General features: G+C 45.3%; 20 protein-coding genes, 1 tRNA gene, 1 rRNA gene and 1 riboswitch. Of the genes, 18 read left to right on the top strand and 4 right to left on the bottom strand.

All coding sequences use genetic code 11. The annotated features are described in order from the left end of the window. Positions 1-77: 77 nt before the first annotated feature. The 5 genes from RG959_RS13670 to RG959_RS13650 all read left to right on the top strand — a co-directional run bounded on the left by RG959_RS13670 (position 78) and on the right by RG959_RS13650 (position 4334). Positions 78-1259: a pyridoxal phosphate-dependent aminotransferase gene (locus RG959_RS13670; protein WP_342797573.1), complete on the top strand. Its 1182-nt coding sequence runs from the start codon at positions 78-80 to the stop codon at positions 1257-1259. Positions 1260-1343: 84 nt separating this feature from the next. After that, on the top strand, positions 1344-2540 hold the full coding sequence (locus RG959_RS13665; RefSeq protein ID WP_342797572.1) for a 2,3-diketo-5-methylthiopentyl-1-phosphate enolase: 1197 nt from the start codon (positions 1344-1346) through the stop codon (positions 2538-2540). A 3-nt stretch (positions 2541-2543) separates the two neighbouring features. After that, a complete protein-coding gene (locus tag RG959_RS13660) occupies positions 2544-3194 on the top strand; it encodes a 2-hydroxy-3-keto-5-methylthiopentenyl-1-phosphate phosphatase (RefSeq protein ID WP_342797655.1) in 651 nt (216 codons plus the stop codon). Next, the gene (locus tag RG959_RS13655) at positions 3191-3802 is read left to right on the top strand and encodes a methylthioribulose 1-phosphate dehydratase (protein ID WP_342797571.1); all 612 of its coding nucleotides are present in this window, start codon (positions 3191-3193) and stop codon (positions 3800-3802) included. The genes RG959_RS13660 and RG959_RS13655 overlap by 4 nt, the downstream gene beginning before the upstream one ends. A 4-nt stretch (positions 3803-3806) precedes the next feature. Further along, complete coding sequence (locus RG959_RS13650) at positions 3807-4334, top strand: 1,2-dihydroxy-3-keto-5-methylthiopentene dioxygenase (RefSeq protein ID WP_342797570.1); 528 nt, start codon at positions 3807-3809, stop codon at positions 4332-4334. A 76-nt stretch (positions 4335-4410) separates the two neighbouring features. On the opposite strand, the gene RG959_RS13645 is transcribed toward RG959_RS13650, so the two are convergent. Beyond that, a complete protein-coding gene (locus tag RG959_RS13645; protein ID WP_342797569.1) occupies positions 4411-6273 on the bottom strand; it encodes a transglycosylase domain-containing protein in 1863 nt (620 codons plus the stop codon). Between the two features lie 94 nt (positions 6274-6367). Then, positions 6368-6760 (bottom strand): kinase-associated lipoprotein KapB, encoded by a 393-nt coding sequence (gene kapB, locus RG959_RS13640; RefSeq protein ID WP_342797568.1) that lies wholly within the window; start codon positions 6758-6760, stop codon positions 6368-6370. Between the two features lie 133 nt (positions 6761-6893). On the opposite strand from kapB, the gene RG959_RS13635 reads away from it, so the two are divergent. From RG959_RS13635 to queE, 4 genes are all read left to right on the top strand, one after another. Next, complete coding sequence (locus tag RG959_RS13635) at positions 6894-7097, top strand: hypothetical protein (RefSeq protein WP_342797654.1); 204 nt, start codon at positions 6894-6896, stop codon at positions 7095-7097. Between the two features lie 38 nt (positions 7098-7135). Then, a riboswitch (PreQ1 riboswitch) is annotated at positions 7136-7179 on the top strand. 73 nt (positions 7180-7252) lie between these two features. Then, the gene (queC, locus tag RG959_RS13630) at positions 7253-7918 is read left to right on the top strand and encodes a 7-cyano-7-deazaguanine synthase QueC (RefSeq protein WP_315694665.1); all 666 of its coding nucleotides are present in this window, start codon (positions 7253-7255) and stop codon (positions 7916-7918) included. Continuing rightward, positions 7915-8352: a 6-carboxytetrahydropterin synthase QueD gene (queD, locus tag RG959_RS13625; protein WP_342797567.1), complete on the top strand. Its 438-nt coding sequence runs from the start codon at positions 7915-7917 to the stop codon at positions 8350-8352. The genes queC and queD overlap by 4 nt, the downstream gene beginning before the upstream one ends. Continuing rightward, the gene (queE, locus tag RG959_RS13620) at positions 8349-9059 is read left to right on the top strand and encodes a 7-carboxy-7-deazaguanine synthase QueE (protein WP_342797566.1); all 711 of its coding nucleotides are present in this window, start codon (positions 8349-8351) and stop codon (positions 9057-9059) included. Before queD ends, queE begins: the two co-directional genes overlap by 4 nt. A 35-nt stretch (positions 9060-9094) precedes the next feature. Here queE and RG959_RS13615 read toward each other — a convergent pair whose 3' ends face one another. Continuing rightward, entirely contained in the window at positions 9095-10264 is a 1170-nt protein-coding gene (locus RG959_RS13615; protein WP_342797565.1) for a MalY/PatB family protein, read from the bottom strand. A gap of 52 nt (positions 10265-10316) precedes the next feature. Here RG959_RS13615 and RG959_RS13610 point away from each other — a divergent pair, with 52 nt between their 5' ends. The 8 genes from RG959_RS13610 (at position 10317) to RG959_RS13575 (ending at position 17078) form a co-directional block, all read left to right on the top strand. Further along, positions 10317-10580 (top strand): DUF1871 family protein, encoded by a 264-nt coding sequence (locus RG959_RS13610; RefSeq protein WP_342797564.1) that lies wholly within the window; start codon positions 10317-10319, stop codon positions 10578-10580. Positions 10581-10683: 103 nt separating this feature from the next. Beyond that, complete coding sequence (locus RG959_RS13605; RefSeq protein WP_342797563.1) at positions 10684-11184, top strand: Lrp/AsnC family transcriptional regulator; 501 nt, start codon at positions 10684-10686, stop codon at positions 11182-11184. Further along, positions 11184-12368: an aminotransferase gene (locus RG959_RS13600; protein WP_342797562.1), complete on the top strand. Its 1185-nt coding sequence runs from the start codon at positions 11184-11186 to the stop codon at positions 12366-12368. The genes RG959_RS13605 and RG959_RS13600 overlap by 1 nt, the downstream gene beginning before the upstream one ends. A 113-nt stretch (positions 12369-12481) precedes the next feature. Continuing rightward, positions 12482-12847 carry a S1 domain-containing post-transcriptional regulator GSP13 gene (gene yugI / locus RG959_RS13595; RefSeq protein WP_050183036.1) on the top strand — a complete coding sequence of 122 codons (366 nt, stop codon included), beginning with the start codon at positions 12482-12484 and terminating at the stop codon, positions 12845-12847. A 100-nt stretch (positions 12848-12947) separates the two neighbouring features. Continuing rightward, a complete protein-coding gene (locus RG959_RS13590; protein ID WP_251269730.1) occupies positions 12948-14192 on the top strand; it encodes a Glu/Leu/Phe/Val family dehydrogenase in 1245 nt (414 codons plus the stop codon). Between the two features lie 100 nt (positions 14193-14292). Then, complete coding sequence (locus tag RG959_RS13585; RefSeq protein ID WP_342797561.1) at positions 14293-15450, top strand: iron-containing alcohol dehydrogenase; 1158 nt, start codon at positions 14293-14295, stop codon at positions 15448-15450. Positions 15451-15557: 107 nt separating this feature from the next. Then, positions 15558-16913 (top strand): glucose-6-phosphate isomerase, encoded by a 1356-nt coding sequence (locus RG959_RS13580; protein WP_309088891.1) that lies wholly within the window; start codon positions 15558-15560, stop codon positions 16911-16913. 92 nt (positions 16914-17005) lie between these two features. Next, positions 17006-17078: transfer RNA gene (locus RG959_RS13575), tRNA-Ala, on the top strand. 72 nt (positions 17079-17150) lie between these two features. Here RG959_RS13575 and RG959_RS13570 read toward each other — a convergent pair. Beyond that, the gene (locus RG959_RS13570) at positions 17151-17849 is read right to left on the bottom strand and encodes an MgtC/SapB family protein (RefSeq protein WP_342797560.1); all 699 of its coding nucleotides are present in this window, start codon (positions 17847-17849) and stop codon (positions 17151-17153) included. Positions 17850-18105: 256 nt separating this feature from the next. On the opposite strand from RG959_RS13570, the gene rrf reads away from it, so the two are divergent. Beyond that, positions 18106-18180: ribosomal RNA gene (gene rrf, locus RG959_RS13565) — 5S ribosomal RNA — on the top strand; the annotation flags it as partial.

The following is an 18180-nucleotide window of genomic DNA, read 5'->3' as shown; positions in this document are numbered from 1 at the left end:
CAAATATATTTACAATTTGTTCAATAATATATATATTTATGACTGAAATTGCAAGAAAATTTTAAGTAGGTGAACGAATGAAGCAATTTAAACAATCACAGCTGTTATCCGGGCTGCCCGACCAATTTTTTGCGGCGCTTACCAAAAAAGCCGCCCAATATGTCAGCGTTGGACACGATGTTATTAATCTAGGACAAGGCAATCCAGACCAGCCGACTCCGGAGCATATTGTAGCGTCTTTAAAAGAAGCAGCAGAGCGGCCGGCTTTTCATAAATACCCGCCGTTTCAAGGACAGAATTTCTTAAAGGAAGCAGCAGCCGGCTTTTATAAGCGGGAGTATGATGTAGACCTGGACCCGCAGACGGAAATCGCTATTTTATTCGGCGGCAAAGCGGGACTCGTTGAGCTGCCAATGTGTTTAATGAATCCAGGCGAATATATGCTCGTGCCTGACCCCGGCTATCCGGATTATTGGTCGGGAGCAGCGCTTGCCGGCGTTCAAATGGATTACATGCCGCTTGTGGAAGAAAACCGCTTTTTGCCGGATTACGGGGACATCGGGAAAGCCCGGCTCGAACGGGCAAAAATGCTTTTGCTGAACTATCCAAACAATCCGACTGGTGCACAGGCGACCCGGGCATTTTTTGATGAAACCGTCGCTCTTGCGCATGAGCATGATATTTGTGTAGTACACGACTTTGCGTATGGAGGAATTGGTTTTGATGGACAGAAGCCGCCAAGTTTTCTGCAGTCACAAGGCGCCAAAGAAGTTGGCGTAGAGCTGTATACATTGTCGAAAACCTATAATATGGCTGGCTGGCGGGTCGCATTTTTAGCGGGGAATCCAAGTGTGATTTCTGCGGTCAACCTGCTGCAGGATCATATGTATGTAAGTCTTTTCAGTGCCATTCAGCAGGCTGCAGCTACTGCACTTTCAGGGCCGCAGGATTGTGTGCGGGAATTATCAAACCGGTACGAAAAGCGCCGTAACGCACTTGTTGATGCCTGCCGGTCAATCGGCTGGGATGTGACGGCTCCGGCTGGTTCATTTTTCGCCTGGCTCCCAGTGCCAAAGCCTTACACATCCGTTCAGTTTTCCGATTTAATGCTGGAAAAAGCACATGTTGTCACAGCGCCGGGTATTGGATTTGGTGCCCATGGGGAAGGCTATGTCCGTGTTGGACTGCTGACGGAGGAAGCGCGGCTGCAAGAAGCCATCCGGCGCATTGGCCGCCTTGGCTTATTTTCCGCTCTTTAATGAAGGTCCGCTTCATTGACAAATTAACTGAAAAATGACACAATCCTAGTAAACTAGTAGGTATTTAGAATGGAGAAAAGCTATATGAACGAAGTGATCGCAACGTACCGCCTGTTTGATCAAAAAGGCGCTTTTGAAAAAAAAGCAGAAGGAATCGCACTTGGTTTAACGATTGGTTCTTGGACCGATTTGCCGCTTCTGGAACAGGAGCAGCTAAAGCAGCATAAAGGGCGTGTTCTGTCTGTTCAGGAAACCGGAGAAGAAACGGTTTATGGGCGCGGGGCAGAAGTGAAAATTGCCTATCCTGCTGCCAACTTCAGCGCGGATTTGCCGGCGATTCTCGTGACGGTGTTTGGCAAACTGTCACTTGACGGTGCGGTCCAGCTGGTCGATTTATCCCTTTCAGATAATCTTGCCCGTCGTTTCCCGGGGCCAAAGTTTGGTGTCGAAGGCATTCGCGAACAGACCGGTGCTTACGGGCGTCCGCTTCTCATGAGTATTTTCAAAGGCGTGATTGGCCGCGATATGGCGTATATGGAAGAACAGCTGCGAGCGCAAATCGCCGGCGGTATTGATATCGTCAAAGATGATGAAATTTTATTTGATAATCCACTGACACCGTTTGAAGAGCGTGTAAAGCTTGGAAAACGGGTTATTGAACAAAGCGGCCGAAAAGCGCTGTATGCCGTAAACCTGTCAGGACGTACAAGCGAATTGAAAGAAAAAGCGTATCGGGGCATTGAGCTTGGCGCTTCTGCGTTTTTGTTTAATGTATTTGCTTATGGGCTTGATGTGCTGCAGGAGCTCGCTGAGGATTCAAAGATCAGCGTGCCGATCATGGCGCACCCTGCTGTCTCAGGCGCCTTCACATCTGCACCATATCACGGCTTTTCAACTGAGCTTATGCTTGGCAAGCTTGTGCGAATGGCGGGAGCTGATTTTACACTGTTTCCATCTCCATATGGATCGGTGGCACTTGAGCGATCAGCAGCGCTTAAAACAGCAGAAATGGCGCTCCAGACAAGTGTGCATAAGCCCGCTTTTCCGGTTCCATCAGCGGGCATTCATCCAGGGCTTGTTCCTGTTCTGTATAATGACTTTGGAAAAGATTCGATCATTAATGCAGGAGGCGGGGTTCACGGCCACCCGAGTGGTGCAGAAGGCGGCGGGCGTGCATTCCGACAGGCCATTGATGCGGTTTTAGCCGGCCGGACTCTTGAGCAGGCAGCAGAAGAAAATGAAGAGCTGCGTGTGGCACTTGATTTATGGGGGAGCAAATAAATGATGCAAAACCCCGTTATTATTTGTGACTTTGATGGCACTATTACAAAGAATGACAATATTATTGCCATCATGAAGAAATTCGCTCCTCCAGAATGGAATGCGTTGAAAGACGACGTCCTTTCCCAGAAAATCTCGATTAAGGAAGGCGTCGGCCGAATGTTTTCATTGCTTCCGTCTTCTCAAAGAAGTGAAATTACAGAGTTTATTCTGGCAGATGCAAAAATTCGGGAAGGATTTACTGAGTTTGTCGCGTATACAAAAGAGGCAGGTATTCCGCTTTACGTAGTCAGCGGCGGAATGGACTTTTTCGTGAAACCAATTTTACAGGGCCTTGTGCCGGAAGACCATATTTACTGCAATGAAGCTGATTTCTCAGGCAGCCATATTCATATTAAATGGCCGCATTCCTGTGACGAGCATTGTACAAACGAGTGCGGCTGCTGCAAACCGTCGATTGTCCGTCATATTGCGCCGGGACAGGAGATGATTGTGATCGGGGACTCCGTGACCGACCTTGAAGCAGCCAAGCTTGCCAGCTTTGTGATTGCCAGAGATTTGCTGCTGCAAAAAAGCGAAGAGCTGGGCCTTCCTCACAAGCCATTTGAAACGTTTTGGGATGTTATCGACCATGTGAAAGAGGTAGTGAAATGAATGCATTACAATTAAGATGGAATGATCTGGCGGAGGTTAAAAGAGAGCTTGCTGCCCGTGATTGGTTTCCCGGCACAAGTGGAAATCTATCTATTAAAGTAGACGACGAGTCTTTTTTAGTAACAGCCAGCGGCAAAGACAAGCGAAAAGAAACGGATGAGGATTTTTTGCTTGTAGACCTTCAAGGTCAAGCGATTGAAGGATTTACCGGTAAGCCGTCCGCTGAAACACTTCTTCACGTAGAAGTGTATGGGAAAACGGCTGCCGGCTGCAGCCTCCACGTGCACACGGTGGACAATAATGTCATCTCTGAGCTGTGCGCTGAAGAAGGAGCAGTAACATTCAGCGGCCAGGAAATCATTAAAGCATTTGGCATTTGGGAAGAAAATGCATCGATTACGGTACCTATTATTCCGAATCATGCCCATATCCCGGCTCTCGCCAAAGAGTTCGGCCGCTATGTTACACAGGATGCTGGTGCCGTTTTGATCCGTAATCACGGTATTACGGTATGGGGCAAAGATGCATTCGAAGCGAAAAAGTTTTTAGAAGCCTATGAATTTTTGTTTTCATGGCATATTAAACTACAGATGTTGAAAGGAAGATAACAAAATGGCAGTCATTCAATTCCAAGAAACAGGCGAACGTATTACCGATAAAAATGCAATTGATGCATTTTTAGCAGCACAGGAAGTTATTTATGAAAAATGGGATATTTCCAAACTTCCGGAAAACCTTCGTGAAAACTATGCGTTGTCAGATGAAGAAAAGCAGCAAATCCTTGATGTGTTCGGTGAAGAAATCCGTGATATTTCAGAGCGCCGCGGCTACCAGGCGCACGACGTGATTTCCCTGTCTGACAGCACACCTAATTTAGATGAGCTTTTAACAAACTTTCAAAAAATCCATATCCACACAGATGACGAAGTTCGTTTTATCGTCAGCGGCCATGGAATTTTTGCGATCCAGGCAAAAGACGGCCAGTTCTTTAATGTTGAACTTGAGCCGGGGGATTTGATTTCTGTACCGGTCAACACGCGCCATTACTTTACGTTGATGGACGATCGTAAAGTGGTTGCCGTCCGTATTTTCGTAACAACAGAAGGCTGGGTGCCAATCTACGACGAAACAAATGCATAATGAATCAGAACCGGACCCTGCGTCCGGTTTTTCTTTGCAAAAAAAAACGCACATCCGGTTCGGATGTGCGTTTTCATTATCTCATAATGCGTTTCCAGATCAGCTGGTGCGGGGCATAGGATTCCATAAAGCGAATATTATCCCACTTGTTTTCGTATTTGTCTTTCCCGGTCCATACAGCAGCTGTGTAGCCTTCTGTCAACCCGACAAACCAAAGATCACGATAGCTGTTTGTTGTACCGGTTTTCCCGCCAATATACGACGTAGCAAAGTTCGCTTTTTTTCCGGTACCATTTTTTACAACATTGGCCAGCATCGCCCGCATTTTGTAAGAAGTGGCCGTTGACCAGACTCGGACCGGCTCTTCGTCCCATGTAAACAGCGTATTGCCGTTAAAGTCCGTAACACGTTTGATCGCATGAGGTTTTGTATACGTGCCATCAATAAAGGATGTATAGGCGCTTGCCATTTCTAATGTGGTCATCCCGTAATCAAAGCCGCCCAGTGCTGTTGCAGGAGCGTTATGATCGGTTTCTGTTACTTTTTCAAATTCAAACTTATCCAGGTAGCTGTAAGCCCGTTCCATGCCTGTTTTTGTTAGAAGGCGCAGAGCGGCTGTATTATGTGACTTGGCCAGCGCTTCTTTGATAGGCACCATTCCATACTCTGTTTTACTGTAATTGGATGGGCAGTAGCCTTGATAGCAGTAATTATCCGCTGAAACCATGTCATTGATGCCCGCTCCATACGTATCGAGATAAGGCGCATAATCAAGCAGCGGCTTAATTGTTGAACCTGGCTGGCGGTATCCTTGGAAAGCGCGGTTAAAATCTGTTTTTTGGAAGTCTTTTCCGCCGGACATCGCTACAATATCATGAGATTGATTGCCAATCACGGCAGCAGATGCCTGGACTGATGAGCCGGCCAGCACGTTATTGACGGCATTTACTGCTTTTGATTGAATGTCCGGGTCAAGCGCTGTGTGAATGACAATACCGGACGCCAGTACTTCTGCGACGCGGTCGCTCAGCTTTTGCTGGATCGCTTCACGGGCGTCGCCCTCAGCGTTTAAAAGCTGCTGGTCAAAGCCTTCCGACTCTGAAATCAGCTCTCTGAATTCATGCATCACGTAAGTTGAGTAGTCTGGATATTTATCTAAACGATCCCTTACTTTTAACGTGATTTTTTCACTTTTGATTTGTTCCGCTTCTTCAGGAGTAATAAATTCCTCACGGGCCATAATATCAATCAGCCGTTCCTGACGCTTTTTCGTATTTTCAAAGTTTCTTTCAGGATCATAAAGAGTTGGATTGTTTGGGATGGCTGCAATAAAAGCCATCTGTGCTTTGGACAGCTTGTCCACCGGCTTTTGGAAGTAATACTGCGCAGCCGCTTCAACACCATATGTGTTGTGGTTGAAATAAATAACGTTTAAATATAAATCTAGTATTTCTTCTTTTTCTAGTTTTTTCTCGATCTGATAGGAATACAGCACTTCGGCAATTTTCCGTGCTAACGTCCGGTCCTGTGTCAGATAAATATTGCGTGCCACCTGCTGGGTAATCGTACTGGCGCCTTGTTCAATTTCGTCTGACTGAGCGTTAACCATGAATGCACGAATCACAGCTGCCGCATCAATACCGGAATGTTCATAGAAATGCTTGTCTTCCGACTGAAGAAAGAGTTCTTTTAGAAAAGAAGGGATTTTTTCCCCATCGACTACAATTCGGTTAGGCTGATATAACTCAACGTAAATATCCCCGTTTGTGTCTTTTATCTTGCTTGCCTGAGGCAGATCTACTTCGTTAATGACTATCTTTTCTTCTACGTAATCATCAAAATTTTGCACTTTTCCCGCTTCTGCATCCGCATAATAAAATGTTAAAACAGAGAGGGGAATCAGTAAAATAATGAGTACATATCCTAAAACCGTTCTCATTCACTAACCGCCTTTTTCGAGGTTTAAACGTGCATATGTACCATAATAAAGGAAATAACTTTGGAAATAAAGGGCTCTTCTTCACAAAAGTGGGCTATTTGAACGAAACTTTGTACATAAGTTCATATTCTTTTTTCACAGACTGAAGTGCCTCGAGGCTGCGGGCAGAAAAAGCATTTTCCCGGTCTTTTAATCTTGTTTCAAGCTTGTGAACAGCTGCAATGAGAGATTCATTGTACTCCAGGGGAACTCCTTCGTAAGAGTGGACAGCTGATTCCGGAATATTCGCCTGCTCGTGATGCGCTAATGCTTTGCGCTCATGAAAAAACGGCACATCCGCTTCGTTTGGATTGTGCAGATCTCCCTGGGCAGGGTGACGTAAAACAGATGAAATTTTCACTGTATAGATACCGGGGCGGATGCCAGTAATCGTTCCAATATATTTGCCTGATTTATAATGGGCTGTTACTAAATCACCAATGTTCATATTTTTCCCTCCTTAATGGATTATTGTATCAATATTCCTGTGTGAATGGAAATAACATTATCGTACAGTTGGATTTATGAAAGTGTCCTGCTATAATAGACGGGAACAATGAATGGAGGCATGGCCTGTGTGGATGAATCTTTTGATCGGATTTGGTAATTTTTTGTATTTCCCAGAAGACAAAAGCGAGTACATTCCAGCAGCCATCTCAATGAGTGTGTTTGTGCTGATGGCAATCGGCGCGTTTCTTCTAATTAAACGTATATCGAGAAAAGAAGAAGAGCGGACAAAGCATTTGGAAGAACAAATTCAAAGAGCCAACAAAACGAAGCGATAAGCGTTATCAATAAATGAAAGAAGACATTCCGCCCCAGGGCGGGAGAGGTTCGCGAATTCCCTCTATAAAAAACTAAGGAAAAAACCGGCAGATGACGGTTTTTTTCTCGTGTCTTCGCGTTCCATTTCTTTCGAATAAGAAAGAAGGAAGACTATATGTTAAAAAATGAAAAAGCCGTTGTTGTTTTCAGCGGCGGCCAGGACAGTACTACATGCTTGTTCTGGGCTAAACAAACCTTTAAAGATGTGATTGCAGTAACGTTTAATTACGGACAGCGGCATGATGCTGAAATTGAGGTAGCAAAAGAAATTGCCGCTGATTTAGGGGTGCCGCACCATGTGCTTGATATGGGATTGCTAAACCAGCTGGCACCGAGTGCACTGACTCGTTCTGATATCGATATTGAAATCAAAGAAGGGGAGCTTCCATCTACATTTGTGGAAGGACGCAATCTGCTGTTTCTTTCGTTTGCGGCGATTCTTGGAAAGCAGGCTGGAGCCCGTCACATTGTAACAGGCGTGTGTGAAACAGATTTTAGCGGCTACCCGGATTGCCGTGATTCTTTTGTGAAATCATTGAATGTCACGCTTAACTTATCAATGGACCATGATTTTGTGATTCATACCCCGCTTATGTGGCTGGATAAAAAAGAAACATGGAAGCTTGCCGATGAACTGGGCGCTTTTGAATATGTGCGGGATCGGACGCTCACCTGCTATAACGGAATAAAGGGGTCGGGGTGCGGCGAATGCCCGGCATGCCGCCTGCGTCAAAACGGCCTTGATCAGTTTATAGAGGAAAAAGGAGGCGGCGTGCAATGATGCAGCAGATTTATCCAGCGCCAGCGCATGATTTCCGCTATGAATTAAACAAAGATTTTCATTTTGCCGCAGCGCACTATGTGCCGCATGAAGAAGCGGGAGCCTGCCGGAACATACATGGACATACGTACTTCGTCAACATTACGGTTGCTGGGGACCAGCTGAACGATTCGGGCTTTTTAGTGAATTTTCAGCTGATCAAGTCACTTGTGCACAAACGTTTTGACCATACTCTTTTAAACGAAGATGGGCTTTTTTCCGAGGATCTTTCGGAACGCTTTCCCACAACGGAAGTGGTAGCCCGCACAATTTGGGAAGTGATCCAAAAAGAACTCGATCAAATGGCCAATAAGCCAAAATGCCTTCAGGTGTTTGTGCGTGAAACACCAACAAGCTATGTGGTTTTCCGTCCGAAAAAAGGTGATTTTGTATGATTCCTGTATTAGAGATTTTTGGTCCGACTGTTCAAGGGGAAGGAGCCGTCATTGGCCGCAAGACAATGTTCGTCCGGACGGCCGGCTGTGATTATCGCTGTTCCTGGTGTGACTCGGCTTTTACGTGGGATGGAAGTGCAAAAGACGAGATTCGTAAAATGACACCGGAAGAAATTTGGGCGGAGCTTTGCAGTGTTGGAGGAAATACGTTTGATCATGTAACGATTTCAGGAGGCAACCCTGCGCTTTTGCCGCATATTGATGGGCTCCTTGAGCTGTTTAAAGAAAAAGGCATCACATCTGCGCTTGAAACGCAGGGAACAAAGTATCAGCCCTGGTTTAAAGACATTGATGAACTGACGATTTCGCCAAAGCCGCCGAGCTCTGGCATGGTGACGGACTTTGATAAACTGGCTCATATTGTGACGCAGACAGCCGGCCAGTCTGTCAGCTTAAAAGTGGTTGTTTTTAATGAAGAAGACTTAGCTTATGCAAAGAGTGTGCATAAACGGTTTCCGAATGTGCCGTTTTACTTGCAGGTAGGCAACGACCGGCTTGATGAAGAAGATGACAGCCGGCTGCTTGCTCACTTAGCAGGCCGGTACGAATGGCTGATTAACCTTGTTATGCCGGATGCTGATTTTAAACAAGTGCGGGTGCTTCCGCAGCTGCATACATTTGTGTGGGGAAACAAAAAGGGTGTATAAAAAGCCAGGCCGTTCTGCGGCCTGGCTTTTTTCGATTAAAGGGATTCTACGGCTCTTTTCATTCGTTCCATCGTTTCAGCCACAGCAGAGCGCGGGCAGGCGACATTAATCCGCATAAAGCCTTCTCCGCCCGGTCCGTACTTAGCGCCGTTTCCAAGAGCTACACCATGCTTGAGAAAAAGATCCAGCAGCTCTTTGTCTGAAAGGCCAAGTGTTCGGCAGTCTACCCAAACGAGATAGCTTCCTTCCGGTTTCATAACAGAAAGAGCGGGAATATGTTCATCTGCATATTCTTTTACTAGCTGTACATTTCCATGAATATATTCCAACACTTCATCGAGCCACTCATGGCCGTATCGATAAGCCGCTTCCATGCCGACAATGCCCATCTGATTCAGTGTAAACTGACCTTGTTTCGCAAACAGCGTCTGCAATTTCGTGCGAATGGTTTTATCCGGCACAATAAGAGCGGAAGCCTGCAGGCCGGCTAAGTTAAACGTTTTGCTTGGGGCGATAAGTGTAATCGTAAAAGCAGCATATTCTTCTTTCAGTGATGCAGCGGGGACGTGTTTATGAGGCGCACGTGTTAAATCAGAATGAATTTCATCTGAAACAAGGATAATGCCATGCTTTTCACACAGGTCCGCTGTTTTTGCTAGCTCTTCCGCTGTCCAGACACGGCCGCCTGGATTATGAGGGGAACAGAGCACCATCATTTTTGCTTTCTCTTGAACCATTTTTTGTTCAAGATCCGCGAAATCCATTTCGTAACGCCCGTCTTGAAGAAGCAGCTCATTGTACACAAGCGTGCGCCCGTTTCGCTGAATCATATCAAAAAATGGATTGTAAACAGGCGGCTGCACAATCACCCCATCTCCCGGCTCGGTCAACGCTTCAACAGCTGCACCAATAGACGGAACCACACCATGATTAAACAGCAGCCATTCTTTTTTTATGGCCCAGCCATGCCGGTCTTGCATCCAGTTGACGATAGCCTCCCGCGTAGAGTCTGGTACAATCGTATAGCCGTACACGCCATGCTCCGCTGATTGTTTAATGGCTTCAATCACAACATCCGGTGCTTTAAAATCCATATCTGCCACCCACATCGGCAAGACATCTTCGCGGCCAAATACGGTTTTTAATCCATCCCATTTTACCGCGTTTGTTCCGCGGCGCTCAATGACTTCATCAAATCTTGACATGCCTTTCACTCTCCTTGACAATAAACATACATCAAGTTGGAAGGTGATACAAATGAATGAAACTGCTCAACTAAACTTTGCGCTTGCAGACGTACTGCAGACGTTTGACCCTTATAAAGCAGGAGAAGGATTTTACGATACAGAAATGGCGGATGCGATTTATGCGGTTCACCAGGAGGACGATGCTGAAAAGCTGGCGGCAGAGATTCGCCGTATTTATGAGCATTCGTTTGATGCTCCAATGCCGGGAGGAGACCCTATTCATCTCGCAAAAAAACTGCTTTCTATTAAACAAACCATTTCTTGCTCTTTGTGAAAAAACACAAATATAATCGTTTTTTTTAGTGAAGTACACAAATCGTTTCGTTTTTTGCTATAATGATCCATGTAGCTTTTGATATCGTTGAGGAGGATTCGTAATGAAGCTGAATGAAAAAGAAGTGGAAATTCTGGAAATTCTGCAAAAAGACGCACGGTTTGAGGCAGCGGACATTGCCAAAATGATCGGTACGTCAGAAACTGAAGTCGCGGAGACGATTCGCCGCCTGGAAGAAGAAAAGGTGATTGTTCACTACGCCACACTCGTTGACTGGGCGAAGATGGACAATTTCACAGGTGTAACGGCGATGATCGACGTGAAAGTCACGCCGAAACGAGGTGTCGGTTTTGACGAAGTGGCAGAACGGATTTACCGCTTCAAAGAAGTCAGCTCTGTTTATTTAATGTCAGGCGTTTATGATTTATCGGTAACCGTTGAAGGGCAGTCCATGAATGAAATTGCCCGCTTTGTTTCCGGAAAATTATCTACGCTCGATTCAGTCGTTTCCACAACTACTCATTTTCAATTGAAAAAATATAAGCATGATGGCAAGATTTATGCATCAAAGCGTGAAGATAACCGAATCGTGGTGTCGCCATAATGACACTCACTAAAAAAAGTTATGTTGCAAAGTCTGTGGAAAAAATGCGCCCGTCCGGTATCCGGAAATTTTTTGACCTGGCTGCGACAATGGAAGGAGTTGTTTCTCTCGGTGTAGGGGAGCCCGACTTTGTCACTACATGGTCTGTACGGGAAGCTGCTATCAATTCATTAGAGCGAGGCTTTACCTCTTATACGGCGAATGCCGGTTTAATAGAACTGCGGACTGAGATCGCCCGTTATATGGCAGACCGGTTTCGAGTAAGTTATTCTCCGAAAGAAGAAGTGATTGTTACGGTAGGGGCAAGTCAGGCACTCGATATTGCGATGCGTGCGATTATTGACCCAGGTGATGAAATCATTGTGGTAGAGCCTTGCTTTGTGTCTTACGCTCCCCTGGTAGAGTTGACAGGCGGTCATGCTGTAACGATTGGCACAACGGGAGAGACCGGCTTTAAACTGCAGCCGGAGCAGCTTGAAGCAGCGATTACCCCGAAAACGAAAGCCGTTTTGCTTTGCTATCCAAATAATCCGACCGGCACACAGCTGGACCGGGAGGATCTTGAAGCGATCGCTTCGATTGTGAAAAAACACGATTTGCTTGTAATTGCGGATGAAATATACGCAGAGCTGGCATACGACCAGTCACACACATCGATAGCATCACTCAGCGGAATGCGAGAACGGACGATTTTAATTAACGGCTTTTCCAAAGGATTTGCCATGACCGGCTGGCGGCTTGGCTTTACGTGCGCGCCCGAAGAAATCTCACGGGCCATGTTGAAAATTCATCAATATACGATGATGTGTGCTTCTACACCTGCACAGTATGCAGCCGTCGAAGCTTTGCAGAACGGAATGACGGACGTGGAAAGCATGAAAAAAGATTACCGGCAGCGTCGTAATTACATGGTGCAGTCGTTTAAAGAAATCGGTCTTGACTGCCATTTGCCGGGCGGTGCTTTTTACGTGTTTCCATCCATTCAATCAACAGGTTTAACTTCTGAACAGTTTGCCGAAGGGCTGCTGCTTGAAGAAAAAGTCGCTGTAGTGCCGGGCTCCGTGTTCGGTAAGGGAGGGGAAGGATACATTCGTTGTTCCTATGCATCCTCTATGAGCCAGCTGCAGGAAGCCATCAAACGAATTAGCCGCTTTTTAGAGAAGCAGAAAAGAAGTGCCGTGTAAACGGCACTTCTTTTTTTGTTAAAAAACCGGCAGATAATGTTATGTCAATCAAAAGTGTGATATAATATCGCGACGCATAAAACAAGAAACCACAAAAAAACTGGAGAGATTTGATGGAACCAAAATTTGAACCGGGACAAATTGTGACCGGGAAAATTACCGGCATCCAGCCATATGGTGCATTTGTAGCGCTGGATCATGGCCGTCAGGGACTTGTCCACATTTCGGAAATTACCCATGGATTTGTCCGTGATGTCCATGATTATTTAACGGTGGGCGATGAAATTACGGTAAAAGTGCTATCGGTAAATGAGGACGAAAGCAAGATCAGCTTGTCGATCCGGGCAACAGACGAAGGAGGCCGAAACCATCGGCGCGGTATTCGTATTGATGATGACGGAGACGGTTTTCATCCACTTCAGGACAAGCTGCAGGAGTGGATCGAGCAATCAATGAAAGAAGAACGAAAAAAAGGGTGACGGATTGCTTGCGAATCATCCTTGCACCGGCGTAAAATGAAAATGAAAACGGAAGCAAAAAGCAAGATTGAAAAAATGAGAATAAAAGAGGCGAAGGTACATGGCTGAGAACTTAAACTTATTCACATCAACCCAGAATGTCATTAAAGAAGCGCTGACAAAACTCGGTTACACAGAAGAAATGTACGAGCTGTTGAAAGAGCCGCTCCGGATGATGACGGTGCGCATTCCGGTGAAAATGGATGATGGATCGGTTAAAATTTTCACCGGCTACCGGGCGCAGCACAATGACGCACCTGGCCCGACAAAAGGCGGAGTCCGCTTTCACCCTGAAGTCAATGAAGAAGAAGTGAAAGCGCTGTCGATGTGGATGACGCTAAAAGCTGGTATTGTAGATCTTCCATATGGCGGCGGAAAAGGTGGCGTTGTATGTGATCCTCGTCAGCTGTCTATGCGTGAAATTGAGAATATCAGCCGTGGCTATGTTCGGGCGATCAGCCAGATTGTCGGCCCGACAAAAGATATTCCAGCTCCGGATGTGTATACAAATTCCCAGATTATGGCCTGGATGATGGATGAATACAGCCGGATTCGTGAATTTGATTCACCTGGATTTATTACCGGAAAGCCGCTTGCACTTGGAGGATCACATGGCCGTGAAAAAGCGACTGCCCAAGGTGTAACGATTTGTATTCACGAAGCTGCTAAAAAGCGAAACATTGATATTAAAGGCGCTCGTGTGATCGTTCAGGGATTTGGAAACGCCGGAAGCTTTTTATCGAAATTTATGCATGATGCCGGGGCGAAAGTCGTTGGTATTTCAGATGCGTATGGCGGACTTTATGATCCAAACGGTCTTGATATTGATTACTTATTAGACCGCCGTGATAGTTTTGGGACGATTACGACACTGTTTGATAATACAATTACAAACCAGCAGCTTTTAGAGATGGAGTGTGATATTTTGGTGCCGGCGGCTATCTCAAATCAAATTACCGCTGACAATGCACATAATATTAAAGCATCCATTGTAGTAGAGGCGGCAAATGGACCAACAACGCTTGAAGCAACAAAGATTTTATCAGAACGCGATATTTTGCTTGTTCCAGATGTTCTGGCAAGCTCCGGTGGTGTAACGGTATCTTACTTTGAATGGGTGCAAAACAACCAGGGCTACTATTGGACGGAAGAAGAAGTAAATAAAAAATTGCATGACAACTTAACGAAAGCATTTGATAATATTTATGAAGTTGCGCAAACACGCGGTGTCAATATGCGTCTTGCCGCCTACATGGTCGGCGTGCGCCGCGCGGCAGAAGCTTCCAAGTTTAGAGGGTGGGTATAAACCGGCTGATCATCAGCCGGTTTTTTTATGCCTCAAGGTCAATCAGTTGAAAAACAAACAGCTTCTTTCGCATAATGAAAAAGAAAAGGAGCTGAAATAAATGAATCAATTTGTGTACTGGAACCCGGTAAAGTGGATTTTTGGTAAAGATACAGCGATGCAATTACGGGATAATGTTGCTCCGTTTGGTGAAAACATCCTTCTCGTTTATGGAGGCGGCAGCATAAAAAAAAGCGGTCTTTACGATGAAGTCATTGAGCAGCTTGACGGCTTTAATATTACGGAGCTTTCCGGTGTAGAACCGAATCCTCGCCTTTCAACGGTCAAGCGCGGTGCAGAACTGTGCCGGGCAAATGACGTTTCTTTTATTCTGGCGGTTGGAGGCGGCAGTGTGATTGACTGTACCAAAGCGATTGCAGCAGCCGCGAAGTTTGAAGGAGATCCATGGGACTTTATTACACGAAAAGCCACTGTGGAAGAAGCGCTTCCATTTGGAACAATTTTAACCCACGCAGCGACTGCTTCTGAAATGAATTCAGGATCCGTTATTACAAATTGGGATACAAATGAAAAACTTGGGTGGGGAAGCCCACACACCTTCCCGAAATTTTCTATTTGTGATCCGAAATGGACGTTAACGGTGCCGCTTGATCAAACCATCTATGGGATCGTAGATATGATGTCACATATGTTGGAACAATACTTCCACAATGCAGAGGAAACCGATGTGCAGGATCGTTTAATTGAAGGGACAATGAAAACACTGATAGAAAAAGCACCGGCGCTTATGAATAACCTTCAGGATGAAAAGCTGCGTGAAACAGTAATGTTTGCCGGTACGCTTGGATTAAACGGTATGCTGCAAATGGGGTACCGCGGCGACTGGGCAACCCATAACATTGAGCATGCAGTGTCAGCTGTGTACGACATACCGCATGGCGGCGGCCTGGCGATTATTTTTCCAAATTGGATGAAACACAATATCGAGGTGAAACCGGAACGCTTCAAGCAGCTCGCCGTACGTGTTTTTGATGTAGACCCAGAAGGGAAATCAGATCGCGAAGCAGGCTTGGAAGGGATCGAAGCACTTCGTACATTCTGGACATCGATCGGAGCTCCGTCACGCCTTGCTGACTACGATATTGATGACAGCCGTCTTGAGGAAATGGCGGAAAAAACGTTATTTAATGGTCCATTTGGGAATTTTACTAAATTGGACCGGGAAGACGTGGTTGCGATCTTACGTGCATCACTTTAACCGGGCAGAATTAAGCCCGGTTTTTCCTTGTTTTTTTCCTTGCGAAACCGCGTACAGTCGTATACAGTTAAGTGGAAAAATACCGTTTAGATGGAGGGTAATGAAGAATGACGCATATTAAGTTTGATTACTCAAATGCACTGCCTTTTTTCGGAGAACATGAAATCGATTATTTAAAAGACGCTGTAAAAGTAGCTCACCATTCTTTGCATGAAAAAACAGGCCAGGGAAGCGACTACCTTGGGTGGATCGACCTTCCGGTTGATTATGATAAAGAAGAATTCGCCCGTATTCAAAAAGCAGCCGGAAAAATCCGCCAGGACTCTGATGTTTTAGTGGTAATCGGTATCGGCGGCTCTTACCTTGGCGCCCGTGCAGCAATTGACATGCTGAACCACAGCTTCTACAACGTGCTTTCATCTGAAAAGCGCAACGGCCCGCAAGTATTCTTTGCCGGAAATAACATTAGTTCTACATACATGAGTGACCTTATCGAAGTGCTGGAAGGAAAAAACTGGTCAATTAACGTTATTTCCAAATCTGGTACTACAACAGAGCCGGCACTTGCATTCCGCTTGTTCCGTGACCTGCTTGAAAAACAATATGGAAAAGAAGAAGCGAAGAGCCGTATTTACGCAACGACGGACAAAGCACGCGGCGCTTTAAAAACCGTTGCGGATGAAGAAGGATACGAAACATTTGTTATTCCTGATGATGTCGGCGGCCGTTATTCCGTTTTGACAGCCGTAGGCCTTCTGCCAATTGCAGCAGCAGGGGCGGATATTGAAGCCATGATGCAGGGAGCGCGCGATGCTCGTGAAGCATACAGCTCGTCTGAACTTCAAGAAAATGAAGCGTACCAGTACGCAGCAGTTCGTAATATTTTGTACAACAAAGGCAAAACAATTGAAATGTTGATTAACTATGAGCCAGGGCTTCAATACTTCTCTGAGTGGTGGAAGCAGTTATTTGGTGAAAGTGAAGGAAAAGACTTTAAAGGTATTTATCCATCATCTGCCAATTTCTCAACAGATCTTCATTCATTGGGCCAATATGTGCAGGAAGGGCGCCGCGACTTGTTTGAAACCGTTGTTCGTGTTGAAAACCCGCGTAAGTCCTTAACGATTGAAAAAGCAGAAAATGATCTGGATGGGTTAAATTACCTGGCAGGTGAAACAGTGGATTTCGTGAATAATAAAGCATTTGAAGGCACACTTCTGGCTCATACGGATGGCGGTGTACCGAACTTAACCGTTTCTATTCCAGCTATGGACGCGTACACATTCGGCTACACAGCTTATTTCTTTGAAAAAGCATGCGCAATCAGCGGCTACCTTCTTGGTGTGAATCCGTTTGACCAGCCGGGCGTAGAAGCATATAAAGTGAATATGTTTGCGCTTCTTGGCAAACCAGGTTTTGAGGAAAAGAAAGCTGAGCTTGAAAAACGACTTCGCGGGGAATAATTCCCCCGAAGTTTTTTAAAAAAGACTTGCATTAACTGAAAAAATCTTTATAATTTAATCTAGACGCTAAGAAATACATATATCTTAAAGGCGGGGGCTTAGCTCAGCTGGGAGAGCGCTTGCATGGCATGCAAGAGGTCGTCGGTTCGATCCCGATAGTCTCCATACATTGATGAATGAAAAGCTGTTCCGATTGGAACGGCTTTTTTTATTGTTTAAAAGAAGAAGGAAGTCTGCTTATGTGCTTTCAAGCTCAACAGATTGCACATGGGGAATTTCAGATAGGGTATAATAAACTTCCGTAGTTCGTCTTTTGAAATGTACACCTGCGGTAAAAACCAGTAAATGAGTATGGCGTTTTTCATCATATAAAATACGAATTTCTTTAACGGTAATTTTGCCTTTTTCTACGTCTTTTAAAATTTCTTCAACATAATGATGCGAGGCAGTTCTTAATTTAATGTGCAGGTCTTTTTCCTGGAGGCGGCTTGGACCGGCAAACCGAAGAACAACAGGCAGCATTTCTACAGCCAGGATAATAAGGATTACACCTGCAAGTGCCGCCGCATAAAAGCCAGCACCGACAATAATACCAATACCTGCAGCGCCCCAGATCATGGCCGCAGTCGTTAAGTCGGAAATGGTGTCATTTGCCCGGTGCAGGATTACACCTGCACCGAGAAAACCAATGCCGGAAACAATTTGGGCGGCTAATCTTAAAGGATCCATGGTCACATTTACATCGGCAGCTCCATGATAAAGATAAACAGATTCCACTGAAACAGCGGTTAACAGGCAGCTGATAACGGAGATCACGATGCTTGTTTTTAAGCCGACCGGCTTGCTTTTTAATTCGCGTTCTAACCCTATAATGACCCCGAGTCCGCCGGATAACCCAAGCTTAAGCAGTAAAGAAGTATCAATTATCCATTCCATACAATCTGCCGCCTTCCTATAAAGGAGAGTCTTTAGGTGTTTGTTTCGTATTATACAGGATAGGTAATTAAACGTGAGTTTCTTTTCAGTTTGAAAAAGAAGAAAATATTCTTCTTAAAATACTTGCATAAAGACAAAAAGTTATGATATATTATTTTTTGTCGTTAGCAATAAAAACAAATTGCTTACAAGTTCCTTTGAAAAATGGATTGCTAAATTTGTTTAATATGTTATAATAATAAATGTCGTAAAAAAGTCAGGTGGCAATAGCGAAGAGGTCACACCCGTTCCCATCCCGAACACGGCCGTTAAGCTCTTCAGCGCCGATGGT

Source organism: Domibacillus sp. 8LH (genome assembly GCF_038806185.1).
GTDB classification, from domain to species: Bacteria; Bacillota; Bacilli; order Bacillales; family Domibacillaceae; genus Domibacillus; species Domibacillus indicus_A.
Note: the sequence above shows the minus strand (reverse complement) of the source record. Positions and strands in the feature narration are given on the sequence as shown.